General features: G+C 74.1%; 14 protein-coding genes. 9 read left to right on the forward strand and 5 right to left on the reverse strand.

Going from position 1 to position 17,112, the window contains the following annotated elements:
- The first annotated feature begins 53 nt into the window (after positions 1–53).
- Genes IEZ03_RS03520 through IEZ03_RS03535 form a run of 4 tightly spaced genes read left to right on the forward strand, consistent with a single transcriptional unit; the run spans position 54 to position 3,524 of the window.
- A complete protein-coding gene (locus IEZ03_RS03520; protein ID WP_184884016.1) occupies positions 54–593 on the forward strand; it encodes a hypothetical protein in 540 nt (179 codons plus the stop codon).
- Positions 593–1,636, forward strand: coding sequence for a peptidoglycan-binding protein (locus tag IEZ03_RS03525; RefSeq protein WP_184884017.1), 1,044 nt, complete (start codon positions 593–595; stop codon positions 1,634–1,636). The genes IEZ03_RS03520 and IEZ03_RS03525 overlap by 1 nt, the downstream gene beginning before the upstream one ends.
- On the forward strand, positions 1,633–2,322 hold the full coding sequence (locus tag IEZ03_RS03530) for an ABC transporter ATP-binding protein (RefSeq protein WP_184884020.1): 690 nt from the start codon (positions 1,633–1,635) through the stop codon (positions 2,320–2,322). The genes IEZ03_RS03525 and IEZ03_RS03530 overlap by 4 nt, the downstream gene beginning before the upstream one ends.
- Positions 2,319–3,524 carry an ABC transporter permease gene (locus IEZ03_RS03535; RefSeq protein ID WP_184884022.1) on the forward strand — a complete coding sequence of 402 codons (1,206 nt, stop codon included), beginning with the start codon at positions 2,319–2,321 and terminating at the stop codon, positions 3,522–3,524. The genes IEZ03_RS03530 and IEZ03_RS03535 overlap by 4 nt, the downstream gene beginning before the upstream one ends.
- Before the next feature lie 82 nt (positions 3,525–3,606).
- Here the strand turns inward: IEZ03_RS03535 and xylA are convergent, their stop codons facing one another.
- The gene (gene xylA / locus IEZ03_RS03540; protein WP_184884024.1) at positions 3,607–4,767 is read right to left on the reverse strand and encodes a xylose isomerase; all 1,161 of its coding nucleotides are present in this window, start codon (positions 4,765–4,767) and stop codon (positions 3,607–3,609) included.
- An 11-nt stretch (positions 4,768–4,778) separates the two neighbouring features.
- On the reverse strand, positions 4,779–6,161 hold the full coding sequence (xylB, locus tag IEZ03_RS03545; protein WP_184884026.1) for a xylulokinase: 1,383 nt from the start codon (positions 6,159–6,161) through the stop codon (positions 4,779–4,781).
- A gap of 89 nt (positions 6,162–6,250) precedes the next feature.
- Here xylB and IEZ03_RS03550 point away from each other — a divergent pair, with 89 nt between their 5' ends.
- Positions 6,251–7,456 (forward strand): ROK family transcriptional regulator, encoded by a 1,206-nt coding sequence (locus IEZ03_RS03550; RefSeq protein WP_184884028.1) that lies wholly within the window; start codon positions 6,251–6,253, stop codon positions 7,454–7,456.
- Positions 7,457–7,478: 22 nt separating this feature from the next.
- Here IEZ03_RS03550 and IEZ03_RS03555 read toward each other — a convergent pair whose 3' ends face one another.
- From IEZ03_RS03555 to IEZ03_RS03565, 3 genes are read right to left on the reverse strand one after another with little or no spacing between them, the layout of a single operon-like run.
- Positions 7,479–9,038 (reverse strand): glycoside hydrolase family 43 protein, encoded by a 1,560-nt coding sequence (locus IEZ03_RS03555; protein ID WP_184884030.1) that lies wholly within the window; start codon positions 9,036–9,038, stop codon positions 7,479–7,481.
- Positions 9,035–11,365, reverse strand: a complete 2,331-nt coding sequence (locus IEZ03_RS03560; protein ID WP_184884032.1) for a beta-glucosidase family protein — start codon at positions 11,363–11,365, stop codon at positions 9,035–9,037. Before IEZ03_RS03560 ends, IEZ03_RS03555 begins: the two co-directional genes overlap by 4 nt.
- Positions 11,362–12,390: a LacI family DNA-binding transcriptional regulator gene (locus IEZ03_RS03565; RefSeq protein ID WP_131986898.1), complete on the reverse strand. Its 1,029-nt coding sequence runs from the start codon at positions 12,388–12,390 to the stop codon at positions 11,362–11,364. The genes IEZ03_RS03560 and IEZ03_RS03565 overlap by 4 nt, the downstream gene beginning before the upstream one ends.
- A 274-nt stretch (positions 12,391–12,664) precedes the next feature.
- Between IEZ03_RS03565 and IEZ03_RS03570 the strand changes: the two genes are divergently transcribed.
- The 4 genes from IEZ03_RS03570 (at position 12,665) to IEZ03_RS03585 (ending at position 17,069) form a co-directional block, all read left to right on the forward strand.
- Positions 12,665–13,963, forward strand: a complete 1,299-nt coding sequence (locus tag IEZ03_RS03570) for an extracellular solute-binding protein (protein ID WP_184884034.1) — start codon at positions 12,665–12,667, stop codon at positions 13,961–13,963.
- Complete coding sequence (locus IEZ03_RS03575) at positions 13,960–14,952, forward strand: carbohydrate ABC transporter permease (protein WP_184884036.1); 993 nt, start codon at positions 13,960–13,962, stop codon at positions 14,950–14,952. The genes IEZ03_RS03570 and IEZ03_RS03575 overlap by 4 nt, the downstream gene beginning before the upstream one ends.
- On the forward strand, positions 14,949–15,779 hold the full coding sequence (locus IEZ03_RS03580; protein WP_184884038.1) for a carbohydrate ABC transporter permease: 831 nt from the start codon (positions 14,949–14,951) through the stop codon (positions 15,777–15,779). The genes IEZ03_RS03575 and IEZ03_RS03580 overlap by 4 nt, the downstream gene beginning before the upstream one ends.
- Before the next feature lie 135 nt (positions 15,780–15,914).
- Positions 15,915–17,069, forward strand: a complete 1,155-nt coding sequence (locus IEZ03_RS03585) for a lytic polysaccharide monooxygenase auxiliary activity family 9 protein (RefSeq protein ID WP_184884041.1) — start codon at positions 15,915–15,917, stop codon at positions 17,067–17,069.
- Positions 17,070–17,112: the final 43 nt, after the last annotated feature.

Here is a 17,112-nt window from a genome sequence, read left to right on the forward strand (position 1 = left end):
ACTTGCGGTCGCCGCCGGCGCGATGCCGGCGGCGGCGAGAAGGAGACCGATCGATGCGACGACAGACGCTGGCGGCGCTGGGCCTCGTCCCGGTGCTCGCCCTCGGGCTGCCGGCCTGCGGGGACGGGCGCGGCTCCGCCGCGGCCGCCGGGGCGGCGGGCGACCAGGAGAAGATGCGCGAGTTCGCCCAGTGCATGCGCGACAACGGGGTGGACATGCCGGACCCGTCGGATGACGGCAGGGTAACGATCCGCAAGAGCGGCGGCCCCGGCCGGGGCGGCGGCCCGGGCGGCGACGATGAGATCGCGGCGGCGCAGGAGAAGTGCCGGCACCTGATGCCGAACGGCGGCAAGCCCCCGAAGATGAAGCCGGAGGACGTGGCGAAGCTGCGCGCCTACGCCAAGTGCATGCGCGAGCACGGCATCGCCGACTTCCCCGACCCCAACCCCGACGGCGGCATGCTGACCAGGGCCGAACCGGGCGGCGGAACGGAGCCGGGGAGCCGGGAGTTCGAGGCCGCGCACAAGGCGTGCGCCAAGTACGCCCCGGGCGGCGGCGAGCACAGGCGCACGACGGGCAAGGACGGCGGCTAGTGGCCAGGGCGCGCACCGCCGTGCTGAGCGCCGCGGGGGTCGCGGTGGTCGGCGGCGCCGGACTCGCGACCATCGGTCTCGGCGGCGGCGGAGACCCCGCCGCCGCGCGCGGCTCCCTGCCGCCCGCGACGGCGCCGGTCGAGCGGACGACGCTGGTCGAGACGCAGGACGTGGACGGCACGCTCGGGTACGGCGGCACCCGCACGGTCGCCGGTGCGGGCCGCGGCACCCTCACCTGGCTGCCCCGCGCCGGTTCCGTGATCTCCAGAGGAGAGCCGGTGTACAAGGTCGACGACGAGCCGGTACCGCTGCTGTACGGGAGGCTGCCCCTGTACCGGACCCTCGCGCCCGGGACGGAGGGCGCGGACGTCGAGCAGCTCGAACGGAACCTCCACGCACTCGGCCACACCGGATTCACCGTCGACGACGCCTACAGCGCCGCGACGGCCGCGGCCGTGCGGCGCTGGCAGGACGACCTCGGCATGCGGGAGACCGGGAGGGTCGCGCCGGGAGCGGCGGTCGTCGCGTCCGGGCGGATCCGGGTGGCCGAACGCAAGGCCCACGTCGGAGGCGGGCCCGGCGGCACGATCCTCACCTGCACCGGGACGAGGCGCGTGGTGAGCGTCGACCTCGACGTCCGGTACCAGCGGCTCGCGAAGAAGGGAGCGGAGGTGGGGATCGAACTGCCGTCCGGCGGCACCGCCGAAGGGAGGATCACCTCTGTCGGGAAGGTCGCGAAGGAGGGCGGCGCGGACCGGCCGACCACGATCGCGGTCACGATCGCGGTCGGCGACCAGAGGTCCCTCGGCTCCTACGACAAGGCGCCCGTCCGGGTGCGCCTCACCGCGAACCGGCACCGCGGCGTCCTCGCCGTGCCGGTCGGCGCGCTGCTCGCGCGGGGCGACGGCGGCTACGCCGTGCAGGTCGTCCGGGACGGGCGCGTCCGGACGGTCCCCGTGGAGACCGGCGTGTTCACCGCGGGCATGGTCGAGGTCTCCGGAGCGGGGCTCGCGGAGGGCATGCAGGTCGGGGTCCCCGCATGAGCCCGGTCGTGGAGCTCCGGGAGGCCGGCAGGACCTACCCGGGCGGCGTCATCGCGCTGGATGCGGTGTCCCTGACCGTCGAGGAGGGCGAGTCCGTGGCGATCGTCGGCCCGTCAGGGTCCGGGAAGTCGACGATGCTGCACCTGATCGGCACCCTCGACCGGCCGAGCACCGGGACCGTCCTCATCGAGGGCCGGGACGTGTCGCGGCTTCCGGACCGGCGGCTGTCGGCGCTGCGCGCCCGGCGGATCGGCTTCGTCTTCCAGCAGTTCCACCTCGCCGCGGGCGTGCGCGCGCTGGACAACGTCGCCGACGGCCTGCTGTACGCGGGCGTCCCCGCCGCGCGGCGGCGCGACCGGGCGCGCCGCGCGCTGGACCGCGTCGGGCTCGGGCACCGCCTGGAGCACCTGCCGCACCAGCTGTCCGGCGGCGAGAAGCAGCGGGTCGCGATCGCCCGGGCCGTGGTGGGGGAGCCCGCGCTGCTGCTGGCCGACGAGCCGACCGGCGCGCTGGACTCCGCGTCGGGCGCGGGCGTCCTGGAACTGCTGCGGGAGCTGTCCGGCGCCGGGACGACCGTCGTCCTGATCACGCACGACCGGGACGTCGCCGCGCTGCTGCCCCGCCAGATCCGGATGCGCGACGGCCGGATCGTCCACGACGGCGCACGGGCGGAGGCCGCACGGTGACCGCGGAGAGGCCGCCCCGGGGCACGCCGGCGCGGCTCGGACCCGGCGACGTGCTGCGGGTCGGCGCCGCCGGCCTGCGCTCCCGGCCGGCGCGCGTGTTCCTGTCCGCGCTCGGCATCGCGATCGGCATCGCGGCGATGATCGGCGTGGTCGGGATCTCGGCGTCCAGCCGCGCCCAGCTCCAGACGACCCTCGACCGGCTCGGCACCGACCTGCTCACCGCCGGGCCCGGCCGGAGCTTCTTCGGGGACGACTCGCGGCTCCCCGCGGAGTCGGTCGGCATGGTGGCGCGGATGCCGGACGTCGAGTCGGCGTCGGCCACGGGGAAGGTGGACGCGAACGTCTACCGCAACGACCGCATCCCGGAGGGGCAGAGCGGCGGGATCAGCGTCCTCGCGGCCCGCCTCGACCTGCCCCGCACCGCTGGCCTCACGATGGCCGCCGGCACCTGGCTCAACGCGGGCACGGCGAAGTACCCGGCGGTGGTGCTCGGCTCGGAGACGGCCGGCCGGCTCGGCGTGGCGGCACCGGGCGTCCAGGTGTGGCTCGGCTCGCAGTGGTTCACCGTCGTCGGCGTCCTGGACCCGAACGAGCTGGTGCCCGAACTCGACTCCGCCGCCCTCGTCGGCTGGGACGCCGCCGCGGACCGCCTCGGCTTCGACGGGCGCCCGACCACCGTCTACACCCGCGCCCGGGACGAGGCGGTGGCGGAGGTGCGCGACCGGCTGGCCGCGACCGCCAACCCGCAGGCGCCGAACGAGGTCGAGGTCAGCCGCCCCTCGGACGCGCTGGCCGCGCGGAACGCCGCCGACCGGACGTTCACCGCCCTCCTGCTCGGCCTCGGCGGGGTCGCGCTGCTGGTCGGCGGAGTCGGCGTCGCGAACACGATGGTGATCTCGGTCCTGGAGCGCCGCGCCGAGATCGGCCTGCGCCGCTCCCTCGGCGCGACCCGGGGCCAGATCAGGCTGCAGTTCCTCACCGAGTCGCAACTGCTCGCCGCGTTCGGCGGCGCCGGCGGCGTGGTCCTCGGCGCCGCCGTCACCGCGGTCTTCGCGGTGTCGCAGGACTGGCCGGTCGTCGTCCCGGTCTGGGCGATGGCCGGGGGTCTCCTCGCCACCCTCGTCATCGGCGGCGCCGCCGGCCTGTACCCGGCCGTCCGCGCCGCCCGGCTGGCGCCCGCCGAGGCCATCGCGGCACCGTGACGCGCCGGTGAAGGCGGAAGCCCGTCCCTGGGAGGTGGGGACGGGCTTCCGTGGGGTGGGACTTGAGCGGACCGGGAGCGGCCTAGGCGCGGACGCCGTAGAGGTGTTCGAGGGCGAGCTGGTCGAGGTGCTCGAAAGCGGTGCGGCGGCCGCCGAGGGCCTCGGCGTCGACGGTCGCGTCCCGCACGGACCGCCAGTCCTCGCCGTCGGCGAGGGTCGGCCGCGCCAGCTCCGCCACCTTGGCCTCGCGCAGCGCGGCCTGGACGTCGGGGTCGGCGCGGAACGCGCGCACCTTCTCGCGCAGGATCAGCCAGTTGCGCATGCACGCCGCGGCCGAGTCCCACACGCCCTGGTCGTCCTCGGTGCGGGGCGGCTTGAAGTCGAAGTGGACGGGCCCGTCGTAGTCGCTCTGGTCGATCAGGTCGACGACCCAGAACGCGCCGCGGGTGTTGCCCGCGCCGAACCGGAGGTCCTGGTCGTAGCGGGGGCCGTGCTGCCCGTTGAGGTCGATGTGGAACAGCTTGCCCTGCCACAGCGCCTGCGCCAGGCCGTGCGCGTAGTTGAGCCCCGCCATCTCCTCGTGCCCGACCTCGGGGTTCAGGCCGACGATCTCGGAGCGCTCCAGCGTCTCGATGAAGGCCAGCGCGTGCCCGACGGTGGGCAGCAGGATGTCGCCGCGCGGCTCGTTCGGCTTCGGCTCGATCGCGAACCGCAGGTCGTAGCCCTGGTCGGCGACGTAGGCGCCGAGGACGTCGAACGCCTCCTTGTAGCGGTCCAGCGCGGTCCGGACGTCCTTGGCCGCGCCGCTCTCCGCGCCCTCGCGCCCGCCCCAGCAGACGTAGGTCTTCGCGCCGAGCTCGGCGGCCAGGTCCAGGTTGTCCATGACCTTGCGCAGCGCGAACCGGCGGACGTCGCGGTCGTTGGCGGTGAACGCGCCGTCCTTGAAGACGGGGTGGCCGAACAGGTTCGTGGTGGCCGTGGTCACGACGAGGCCCGTCTCGTCCAGGGCCTTGCGGAACGCGTCGACGGCCCCCTGCCGCTCTGCGGGCGCGGCGTCGAAGTCGAACACGTCGTTGTCGTGGAAGTTCACGCCGTAGGCGCCGATCTCGGCCAGCTTGCGGACGGCGCGGTCGGCGGGCATCGGCGGGCGGGTGCCGGGGCCGAAGACGTCGACGCCCTGCCAGCCGACCGTCCAGATGCCGAACGAGAACCTGTCCTCGGGCGTGGGCGTGTAGTCGCTCATGGGAGACCTCCTCAGATCTGCGGGGCGGAATCGCGCAGCGCCGCGTAGCGCTCGCGGATCTCCTGCCCGGTGTGCTCGCTGGTGTGCTCGGTCGCCGGCGGCGCCGGCCAGGCGGGCGGCTCCGGCGTCCCGGCGAGCGCCCAGGCCGCCTGGCGGGCGGCCCCGAGCGCGACGTACTCGGCGGGCTCGGGGACGGCCACCGGCGTCCCGAAGATCGCCGGAGCGAGGGTCCGGACGGCCCGCGAGCGGGCGCCCCCGCCGATCAGCAGGGTGCGGCGGGGGCGGACGCCCTGCGCGGCGAGGTGGTCCACGGCGTCGGCGAGCGAGCACAGCAGCGCCTCCACCGCGGCGCGCGCCACGTTCTCCCGCGTCGCGTTGGCCGTGGTGAGCCCCGCGAGCACGCCGGTCGCGTCCGGCCGGTCCGGGGTCCGCTCGCCGTCGAGGTAGGGCAGCAGGGTCACGCCGCCGGCGCCCGGCGCGGCGGCGAGGGCGAGCGCGGACAGCTCGTCCAGCGCCGCCCCGGTGATCGCCGCGGCGGCCGTCAGGATCCGGGCGGCGTTCAGCGTGGCGACGAGCGGCAGGAACCGGCCGGTGGCGTCGGCGAACCCCGCGACCAGGCCGGACGGGTCGGCGGCGGGCTCGTCCGCGACCGCGAAGGCCGTGCCGGACGTGCCGATCGACACCACGACGTCGCCGGGCCGCAGCCCGAGGCCGAGCGCCGCGCCCATGTTGTCGCCGGTGCCCGCGCCGAGCGCCGCGCCCCACGCCGTCTCGCCGACCCGCTCGCCCGGCGCGGCGACGCGCGGCGGCTCGGCGTCCCGGCCGAGCGCGGCCCGCAGCAGGCCGGGCACGTAGCCGCCGGCCGCGGGGGACCAGTAGCCGGTCCCGGACGCGTCACCGCGGTCGGTGACCGGCTCGGCGGCACCGAGCCGCAGCGTCAGCCAGTCGTGCGGGAGCAGCACCCGCTCGGTGCGCCGCGCGTTGGCGGGTTCGTGCTCGGCCATCCAGCGCAGCTTGGTGACGGTGAACGAGGCGCGCGGCACGCTGCCGGTCCGCTCCGCCCACGCCTTGGCGCCGCCCTGCTCCTCGACGAGGGCGCGGGCCTGCGGCGCCGAGCGGGTGTCGTTCCACAGCAGGGCGGGCCGGACGACCTCGCCCGCGCCGTCGAGGGCGACCATGCCGTGCTGCTGCGCGGCGACCGCGACCGCGTCGGCCCGTTCGAGGAGCTCCCGCGCCCGCGACAGCGCGTTCCACCAGTGGTCGGGATGGCATTCGGTGCCGTCGGGGTGCGGTGCCGTCGCCTCGGCGACGACCGCGCCGTCCCCGGCGCGGCACAGGACGACCTTCGTCGACTGGGTCGAGGAGTCGACGCCCGCGACCAGGTTCCCGGTCATCCGCCCACCTTTCGTAAAAAGCGTGGACTAATTAACGTAGCAGAGGGGCACGATCCTGCCTATACACCGGTTTCAATTAGGGTTCATTCATGACGAAGTCCGCGAACGCCCCCGTCCGGCACGCGACGATGCGCGAGCGGAACCTCGCCGTCGTCCTGGAGCACATCGCCCGCCACCAGCCCGTGACCCGGGCGCGGCTCGCCGAGCTGACGGGCTTCACCAAGACGACCGTCTCCAACCTCGTCGGCCTGCTGGAGGGCGCGGGGCTGGTGCGGGGCGGCGCGCCCGTCCACGAGGGGGAGCGCGGGCGGCCGGGCGTGGGCGTGTCCGTCCGCGGCGACGGCGCCGCCGGGCTCGGCCTGGAGGTCAACGTCGACTACCTCGCCGCCTGCGTGCTCGACCTCGGCAAGCGGGTGCGCTACCGGCACGTGCTCAGCACCGACCACCGCGGGCGCGAGCCCGGGGCCGTCCTCGCCGCGCTGTCCGCGCTGGCGGCCGAGGCCGTCTCCGCCGTCGCGGCGCAGGGCCTGGCCGTCGCCGGCGCGGCGGTCGCGCTCCCCGGCCTGCTCGACCGGGAGGAGGGCGTCGTGCGGCACGCCCCGAACCTCGGCTGGACCGACGTCCCCGTGACCGGCGCGCCCGGCCTCGACCTGGCGCTGCCCACCGAGTACGACAACGAGGCCAACCTGGCCGCCCTCGGCGAGCTGTGGTTCGGCGGCGGCGCCGGGCTCGGCGACTTCGTGCACGTCTCGGGCGAGATCGGGATCGGCGCGGGCATCGTCGTGGACGGCCGGGTGTTCCGCGGGGCCCACGGCTTCGCCGGGGAGCTGGGGCATCTGGTGGCCGACCCGGCCGGCCCGCCCTGCTCCTGCGGCGGCCGGGGCTGCCTGGAGCAGGTCGCCGGGCAGGAGGCGATCCTGCGCGCGGCGGGGCTGCCGGTGGCCGGGCCCGGAACCGCTCCCGACGACCCGGTGCGGACGCTCGCCGGCCGCCTGGACGCCGGCGACCCGGCCGCCCGGGACGCGGTGGACCGGGCCGGCCGCGCGCTCGGCGGGGCGCTCGCCTCCGTCGTCAACCTGATCGACCCGGACACCGTCGTGCTCGGCGGGGTGTTCTCCCCGCTGGCCGCCTGGATCCGCCCGCCGATCGAGGCCGTCCTCGCCGGCGGCTCCGGCTCCCTGCGCCGCGGCGCGCCGCCGGTCGAGGTCTCCGGCCTCGCGGAGGGCGCGGCCGTCCTGGGCGCCGCCGGCCTCGTCATAGAAAGAGTCATCGCCGACCCCGCCCTGCTGCTCTAGCGCCGGCCGGATCCGGCGGGCGCTAGAGGGGGCGGTACTCGAACCAGGCGAAGTCCGCGTGGTTGGTGCTCGCGCGGCCGTTCGCGGTGGCGTACGGGCCGATGTAGACGCCGGTGAAACCGCCCGCGACCTGGCTGCTCAGGATGTCGCCGTCCACGGGGTCGCCGAGCGGCGTCCAGCCGTCCGGCCCGGCCGCGTCGCCGGGCGCGTAGGACGCCCGGTACCAGCGGCCGCGGGCCTCGAACCCGAGCCGGACCGGCCCGGAGACGGCCGGCGCCGCGGCCAGCACCGTCTCGATCCCCTGCTCCCGCTTGACGAGGCGGATGCCGTCGGCGGCCGAGACGAGCACGACGTGGAAGTCGTTGTTCTGGACCAGGGCGAGACCCGCCCACTCCTCGTCGGCGGGGGCGAAGTCGAGCGAGGTGAACGCGGCGAAGTCGCGGTGCTGCTGGCGCCGCCCGACGAACGAGGGGCTGGCGACGTCGGCGAGGCTCTCCGGCCGGACGCGCAGCCGCAGGTGCCCGGGGCGCTCGTCCAGGCTCCACCAGCGTTCCCGCGGGGCGCGCAGCACGTTCCAGACGGGCGCCAGCTCCGGCCCGTCGAACTGGTCGCACTGCGGCACCGCGGGCCACGGGTGCGGCGGGAGGGCGGGGACCGGCGGGTCGGGCTCCACCCGGCCGCCGGTCACCGGCCAGCCTTCCTCCCAGGTCACCGGGGTCAGGAACGTCTCCCGGCCGAGGACGCACCGGTCGCCGTGGTGCGGCCGCATCCCGAGCAGGACCATCCACCAATCGCCGTCCGGCGTCTCGACGAGGTCGGCGTGGCCGGTCCCGACGATGGGATGGCCGGCGCCGAGGTTCCGGTGGGTCAGCACCGGGTTGCGCGGGTTCCCCCTGTACGGGCCGGTGACCTCGTCGGCCCGCGCGGCCATCACGGCGTGGTCCAGCGCGGTGCCGCCCTCCGCCGTGAGCAGGTAGTACCGCCCGCCGATCTTGTAGAGGTGGGAGCCCTCCGACCAGATCGCGTCCTTCACCGCGCCGTCCCAGATGACGTGCTCCTCGCCGGTGAGGGCGAGGGCGGACGGGTCGAACTCGCGCAGCCAGATCTCCGTGTGCCCCTCGTACCGCCCGGTGAGCCGGGTGCCGGTGCACCAGGCGCGGCCGTCGTCGTCGAAGAACAGGGACGGGTCGATGCCCTCGCCGTCCAGCCGGTGCGCGTCCGACCACGGCCCGGCCGGATCGGACGCGGTCAGCACGAAGTGCCCCGACCACTCCGGGCTGTCCACCAGCGTGCAGATCAGGTAGAAGCGCCCCTCCCCGCCCGGGGGCGCGTGGTGCCGCAGCGTCGGCGCGTACAGCCCGCCGGACGCGGGGACCTCCTGCAGCGGGAGCTGGTCCGGCCGGTCCAGCGCGTGCCCGATCTGCCGCCAGTGCACCAGGTCGCGGCTGTGGAACACCGGCAGGCCCGGGAACCACTCGAACGTCGACGTCACGAGGTAGAAGTCGTCGCCCACCCGGCAGATCGACGGATCGGGGTGGCACCCCGGCAGGACCGGGTTCTCGAATCGCGCGGCGGACGTCACAGCAGCGTCACCTCCACCGGGACCGACAGGACCCGGTCCGCGCCGAGGACGCGGACGGGGCCCTCCAGGGTGAACGAGTCCTCCAGGGGCGTGTCGGCGCTCGACCCGCCGACGTGGACGCCGATCTCGCCGGGCTCGACGATGCGCCGCAGGTCGGGCCCGGTGAACGAGGTCCGGTCGGCGTGCACGTCGAACTCGACCCGCGCCGCGTCGCCGGGCTCCAGGCGGACCCGGGCCCATCCGGCGAGCCAGCGCACCGGCCGCACCACCGACGCGACCGGGTCGGACAGGTACAGCTGCACGACCTCGGTCCCCGGGCGGTCTCCCGTGTTGCGGACGACCGCGCTGACCGTGACCGACCCGTCCGTGCCGGCCGGGCCGCCGACCCGCAGGCCGCCGTACTCGAACCGCGTCCAGGTCAGGCCGTGGCCGAACGGGAACAGCGGGGCCGGGTCGACCTCGCTCCAGTCGTGCGGGCCGTCCATCTTCGAGCGCAGGTAGGTGACGGGCGGGCCGGTCGGGGTGCGGGGCACGCTGATCGGCATCCGCCCGGACGGCTCGACCCGTCCCGCGAGGACCCCGGCGACCGCCCGGCCGCCCTCCTCGCCCGGCAGGAACGCCTGCACGACGGCCGCGGCCCGGTCGGCGATGTCCCCCAGCGCGTAGGGGCGGCCGGTGAGCAGGACGACGACCGTGGGCGTGCCGGTGCCGATCACCGCGGCGGCCAGCTCGGCCTGCCGGCCCGGCAGCGCCAGGGTCTCGGCGTCGCAGCCCTCCCCGGACGTGCCGCGGCCGAACAGCCCGGCGCGGTCGCCGAGCGCCAGCACGCACAGCCCGGCATCGCGCGCCGCCGCCACGGCCGCGTCGATGTCGGCGTCGTCGGCGACGAGGACGTCCTCGGACCCCGCCACCCGCACGCCGGGCAGCTCGTCCCGCAGCGCCTCCGCCAGCGTCGGGATCTCCACGCCCAGCGGCAGCTCCGGATGCTGCCGCCCGACGTGGCTCGGGAACGTGTAGCAGCCCATCATCGCGAACGGGTCCTCGGCGAGCGGCCCCGCCAGCACGACCCCGGAACCGGAGCGCAGCGGCAGCGCGCCGCCGTCGTTGGCCAGCAGCACGACCGACTCCTCGGCCAGCCGCCGCGCCAGCGCCCGGTGCTCGGGCGGGTCGAGGTCCAGGGCCGCGCCGTCCCCGTCGGCCGGCGGCCCGTCCAGCAGGCCCAGCTCGGCCTTGAGGGTGAGGACGCGCGCGGCGGCGCGGTCCAGCAGGTCCTCGGGCACGGCGCCCTGCCGGACCTGCTCGATCAGCGGCGTGCCGTAGCAGCGCACGGTCGGCAGCTCCATGTCGATCCCGGCCCGCAGGGCGAGCGCCGCGGCCTCGCCGCGGGAGGCGGCGACGCGGTGCCGGGTCTGCAGGAACGAGATGCCGAAGTAGTCGGCGACGACGATGCCCGTCAGGCCCAGCTGGTCGCGCAGCAGCCCGGTCAGCAGCCGCTCGTCGGCCGCGGCGGGCATCCCGTCCACGTCGGTGTAGGAGTGCATGACCGAGCGGGCGCCGCCGTCGCGCAGCGCCATCACGAACGGCTCGACGATGACGTCGGCGAACTCGCGCGGCCCGATCGGGGTGGGCGCCATGTTCCGGCCGGCGCGGGAGGCGGAGTAGCCGGCGAAGTGCTTGAGCGTCGAGACGATGCCGGATCGTTCCAAGCCCTGGACGTAGGCCGTGCCGAGGACGCTCACGAGGTACGGGTCCTCCCCGATGCACTCCTCCGTCCGGCCCCAGCGCGGGTCGCGGACGACGTCCAGCACCGGGGCGAGGCCCTGGTGGACGCCGGCCGCCCGCATGCTCGCGCCGATCGCCGCGGCCATCTCGCCGACGAGGCCGGCGTCGAACGTCGCGCCCCAGGCCGGCGGGCTGGGGAACACGGTGGCGCCCCACGTCATGAAGCCGTTGAGGCACTCCTCGTGCGCGATCGCCGGGATGCCGAACCGGTTCGCGGCGGCGACGCGGCGCTGCAGCTCGCGGAGCCGGGCGGCGGACTCGGCGGCCGGGACGGGCACGGTCCCGTACACCCGGGTGAGCTGGCCGAGGCCGCGGTCGATGACCTCGTCCAGCGTCGGGGCGAGCTCGTGGGAGTCGTCCTCCATCGGGGCCACGGGGGCGCCGGGCTCGGCGGGCATCGCCCAGTACCCGGCGAGCTGGCCCGCCTTCTCCTCCGGCGTCATCCGGGCCAGCAGGTCGGCGACCCGCTCGGCGACCGGCAGCCCGCGGTCGCGCCAGGGTTCACGGGTGGCGCTCGCGCTCGGGGCCGGGACGGCTTCGGTCATCGCTCCTCCGAGGGTGGTGGTGCGGTGGAGGCGCGGACACGCAGATCGGTGGCCAGCTCCACGCGGGGGGTCAGGGGCGGCCGCCCGTCGAGCAGCTGGAGCAGGGTGCGGGCCGCGACGCGGCCCATCTCCTCCAGCGGCTGCCGGACGGTCGTCAGCGGCGGCGACAGCCACTCGCAGGTCGGCAGGTCGTCGAAGCCGACGACGCTCAGGTCCTCGGGGATGCGCAGGCCGGCGAGCCGGGCCGCCTGGTAGGCGCCCATCGCCTGCTCGTCGCTGCCGGCGAAGACCGCCGTCGGCGGTTCCGGGAGCTCCAGCAGCTCGCGCGTGCGGGCGAACCCGCCCCGGTGGTGGAAGTCGCCGTAGCGGACGAGGTCCTTGTCGACGGCGATACCGGCGCGCTCCAGCGCCGTCCGGTAGCCGTCCACCCGGGCCTGGGTGCAGAGCATGTCCTCCGGGCCGCCGATCATGCCGATGCGGCGGTGGCCCAGCTCGATCAGGTGCTCGGTGGCGGACATCCCGCCGGCCCAGTTGGTGGCGCCGACGCTGGCGATGTCGTTGTCCGGGATGTTCACCGGGTCGACGAGGACGAGCCCCACCCCGGCCCGCGCCAGCTGGTCGCGCTGGCGGCGGGTCATGCGGGACGTCACCAGGATGACGCCGTCGCTGTGGTGCAGTGCGGGCAGGTTCGCCCAGCTGGGCGGGCGCGCGTCGTCCTCCCGCACCAGCGAGACGACGACGCCGGTGCCGTGCTCGGCGCACTCGGCCTCCACGCCGCGCAGGATCTCCACCGCCCAGGGGCTGTCCAGCCCGGCGAGGACGAGGTCGATCAGGCCGGACCGGCGGGCGCGCCGGGCGCCGCCGGGCCCGGGGTAGTTGTGGGTGCGCAGCAGCGCCTCGACCCGCTCGCGGGTCGCGGCGGCGACGTCGGTCCGGCCGTTGAGGACCTTGGACACCGTGGCGGGGGAGACGCCCGCCTCGGCGGCGATGAGCGCCAGCGTCGGCCGGGACGGCCGGTCCGGCATCTCGTCGGTGGTGCGCACGGGCACGCTCTTCTCCTTGCCGAGGAAACGATTGCGAACAGTATCGCAATGTTTCGCAGACTCCTAGCCCCCAGTATCGATAACTCTTCCGCACCTAATTGCGGTCAACCGCCGCTGAGGGGTTGACCGTAGGGGGTCGCGTTCTTAGAGTTCCACGTCAACGGAGCCCCGAAGACTTTCGAAATATTTCGAGCCGAGATCGATCCGGTCGGCACGTCCAGGCCACCGGCCTCCACCCCCGATCCAGGAGACCACCATGGGCATCCCTCACCTACCGCGCCGTTCCTTCCTCACCGCAGTCTCCGCGGGAGCCGTGCTGATCACGGCCGCGCCCATGCTGGCCGCCTGCGGCGGGGACGACTCCGGGTCGGGCGGCAAGGTCACGATCGAATGGATGAACATCGCGACGACGGAGCCGTCGCAGAGCCTGTACCCGAAGATCGTCAAGGCGTTCGAGGCGCAGAACCCGAACGTCACCGTCAAGACCACCAACCTGGAGAACGAGGCGTTCAAGTCGAAGATGACCGCGCTCGTCGCCTCCGGCGACCTGCCCGACATCTACGTGACCTGGGGCGGCGGCGTCCTGAAGCAGCAGATCGACGCCGGGCTGGTCAAGGACATCACCTCCGACGGGTCCAAGGTCCTCGGGACCATGACCGACGTCTCCAAGAAGCCGTACCAGTTCGACGGCAAGACCTACGCCGTCCCCTACGACATGGGGATGGTCGGCTTCTGGTACAACAAGAAGCACTTCGAGAAGGCCGGGATCGACGGGCCGCCGAAGACCTGGGCCGAGTTCATGGACGCCGTCCGCAAGCTCAAGGACGCCGGCGTCACACCCATCGCGCTCGGCGGCAAGGACAAGTGGCCCGGCCACTACTACTGGTCCTACCTCGCGATGCGCATCGGCGGCATGCAGGCGATGGAGCAGGCCGCACAGAGCAACGACTTCAGCGGCGCCCCGTTCGTCCAGGCCGGTGAGAAGCTGAAGGAGCTGTCCGACCTGCAGCCCTTCCAGCAGGGGTTCCAGAACGCCGGCTACGACACGCCCGGCGGGCAGGCCGCGACCATGGGCGCCGGCAAGGCGGCCATGGAGCTGATGGGCCAGTGGGCGCCCGCCGTCCAGGTGGACGCGTCCGGCAACGAGCTGGGCGACGACCTCGGCTGGTTCCCGTTCCCGACCGTCGAGGGCGGGCCGGGCGCCGTGACCGACGTGTTCGGCGGCGGCAACGGCTTCGCGGTCAGCAAGGACGCGCCGAAGGAGGCCCTGGACTTCCTCACCTTCTTCATGAACGAGGCGAACGAGCGCGAGCAGGTGACCTCGGGCGCGTCCATGCCGGTCGTCAAGGGCGCCGAGAGCGCGCTGGACGACCCGAACCGCAAGATGGTCGCCGAGGCGCTGAACACCTCGGCCGGCTTCCAGCTCTACCTGGACCAGGCGTTCCCGCCCGCCGTCGGCCAGGAGGTCAATGACAGCGTCGCCTCGCTCATCGCGGGCAAGAAGTCGGCCCAGGAGGTCACGCAGGCGGTCACCAAGGTGGCCAAGAGCCAATGACCCTGTCCGCCACGACCGATGACCGGCCGCGGCACGCTGCACGGGCCCCGCGCGAGCGGGGCCCCAAGGCGTCCGCGGGCACCCGGCTGCGCGGCTGGCTGGCGAGCACCTGGTTCCTCGTCCCCGCGCTGCTGCTGTTCCTCTGCTTCGTCCTGACGCCGATCCTCGTCGCCTTCTTCACCAGCTTCTTCAAGTGGGGCGGCTTCGGCTTCCCCGACGACTTCGTCGGCCTGGACAACTTCCGGGGCCTGGCCGGCGACGAGGTCTTCCGCGGCGACCTGTGGCGCGGCTTCCTGCTGGTCGTGCTCACCCTGGTCCTCCAGCTCCCGCTGGCCCTCGCGACCGCGGTGCTGCTGAACCAGCGGATGCGCGGCCGGGCGGTCTACCGGGCGATCTTCTTCGCGCCCTTCATCCTGTCCGAGGTGATCGCGGGCGTCCTGTTCGGCATCATCTTCCTGCCGGGCAACGGGCTCGCCGACACCCTCGTCGAGGACCTGCCGCTGCTCGGCGGCCTCGCCGGCAAGTGGTTCTCCGACCCCGACACCGCGCTGCCCACGCTGATCGCCGTCATGACGTGGAAGTACTTCGGCTTCCACATGATGATCTACCTCGCCGGGCTGCAGGGCATCCCGAAGGAGGTCCTGGAGGCCGCGTCCATCGACGGGGCGGGGGCCTGGCGGCGGTTCCGCAGCGTGACGCTGCCGCTGCTGGCACCGACCCTGCGGATCAGCGTGTTCCTGTCCGTCATCGGCACGATCCAGCTGTTCGACCTCGTGTGGGTCACCACGACGGGCGGGCCGACGCATGCAACGGAGACGATGGCCGTCACCATGTACGAGTTCGGGTTCAAGCGGTACCAGATGGGCTACGCCAGCGCGATCAGCGTGGCCATGTTCGTGATCAGCATGGTCTTCTCCCTGCTGTACCAGCGCTACGCGCTCAGCCGCGACCTGCAGGGCGCGGTCACCTCCGCGGGAGGCCGCCGATGACCCGCCAGGCGATCGCGCGGAGCATCTCCCGGCACACGCTGGTCTGGGTACTCGGCTCGTTCATCGTCGTCCCGCTGCTGTACGCGGTGCTGGCCGGCCTCAAGACCACGGGCGCCCTCACCACCAACCCGATCGGGCTGCCGGACGAGTGGATGTTCTCCAACTACGGCACCGTCCTGTCGTCCGGCGCCTTCTGGCAGCAGGTCGGCAACAGCGTCATGATCGCCGTCCTCACCACGGCGATCACGGTCGCGGTGTCGGCGCTGGCGGCGTTCGCGTTCGCCCGCTACGCCTTCCGCGGCCGCGAGGTCTTCTTCACGGCGTTCGCGGCGGGGCTGATGTTCCCGCCGGCGGTGGCGGTGCTGCCGCTGTTCGTCCTGCTGCGCCAGTTCGGGCTGCTGAACAACCCCCTCGGCGTGATCCTGCCGCAGGCCGCGTTCGCGCTGCCCATCACGATCATCATCCTCCGCTCCTTCTTCCGGACGATCCCGGCCGAGCTGGAGGAGGCGGCGATCATGGACGGCTGCACCAGGTTCGGCTTCTTCTGGCGCATCCTGCTGCCGATGGCGCGGCCCGCCATCGGCACCGTGTCCGTCCTCGCCATCGTGACGAGCTGGAACAACTTCTTCCTGCCGCTGCTGGTGCTGGCCGACGAGAAGTGGCACACGATCCCCGTCGGCATCCAGCAGTTCCAGGGGCAGTACTCGACGGACTACGCCATGGTCATGGCCTACATCGTGCTGGCGATGATCCCCGCCCTGCTGTTCTACGCCGTGGCCGAGCGCCAGCTGATCGGAGGTCTCACCGCGGGCGCCACCAAGGGCTGAGGACCGGGGCCGCCCGGCACGCGCGGGCGTGCGGAAACACGGCGGTGAAAGGGTGAAAAGGCTGTTCACCGGCCTCACCGGCCGGGGTTAGCGTCCGGGTGGACCTATCTCTCCGACCCCCGTGAACGGAGGACGATGTCGACCCGGACACGAACCCCCCGAAGAGCGACCTCGCGAAGACCGGCCCTCCGGAGGCGGGCCGCCGGCAAGCGGGCCGCCAGGAAGAACAAGGCCCTGCTGGCCGGCGCCGTCCTCGGCCCGGCGATCGTGGCCGGGTCGCTGCTGACCGCGCCGCAGGCGGCCGCGCACGGCGCGCCGATGGTGCCCGGCAGCCGCACCTACCTGTGCTGGAAGGACGGCCTGACCCAGACCGGGCAGATCATCCCGAACAACCCCGCCTGCGCCGCGGCCGTCGCGCAGAGCGGCACCAGCTCGCTGTACAACTGGTTCGCGGTGCTGCGCTCGGACGGCGAGGGCCGCACCGAGGGCTTCATCCCCGACGGGGAGCTCTGCAGCGGCGGCGCGGTCGTGTACGACTTCAGCGGCTACGACCTGGCCCGCAACGACTGGCCCGTCACGCACCTCACGGCCGGCGCGGACATCGAGTTCCGGTACAACAAGTGGGCCGCGCACCCGGGAACGTTCCGTACCTACATCACCAAGGACTCCTGGAGCCCGACGCGGCCGCTCGCCTGGAGCGACCTCGAAGCGCAGCCCTTCTACAGCGCCACCGACCCGCCCAGCGTCGGGTCGCCCGGCAACGAGAACGCCTACTACCACTGGAACGCGCGGCTCCCGTCCGGCAAGAGCGGCCGCCACATCATCTACACGGTGTGGGAGCGCTCCGACAGCCGGGAGACCTTCTACAGCTGCTCCGACGTCGTCTTCGACGGCGGCAACGGCGAGGTCACCGGGGTCGGCCCCGGCAACGGCGACCCCACCGACCCGCCGACGGACCCGCCCACCGATCCGCCGGACACCCCGGGCATGGTCTGCACGGCGGCCTTCCGCTCCGTCAACAGCTGGGGCGGCGGCTACCAGGGCGAGGTCACGGTCACCAACACCGGCACGCTCCCGATCAACGGCTGGATGGCCCACATCACCCTCCCCAGCGGGCAGACGATCGGAAGCCTCTGGAACGGCACCTACACCCAGTCCGGATCCGACCTCACCGTCACCAACGCCGGCTGGAACGGCGCGCTGGGGGTCGGCCAGTCCACCACGTTCGGGTTCACGGTGAACACGTCCGGCGCGGCGGCCGGCCTCGACCCGCACTGCATGACCACCTGATCCGCCGGCCGCTGTTTTACCGGCACCGCTGAAAGGGAACTGC

Origin of the sequence: Actinomadura livida (assembly GCF_014648675.1) — a bacterium.
Taxonomy (GTDB): Bacteria; Actinomycetota; Actinomycetes; order Streptosporangiales; family Streptosporangiaceae; genus Spirillospora; species Spirillospora livida.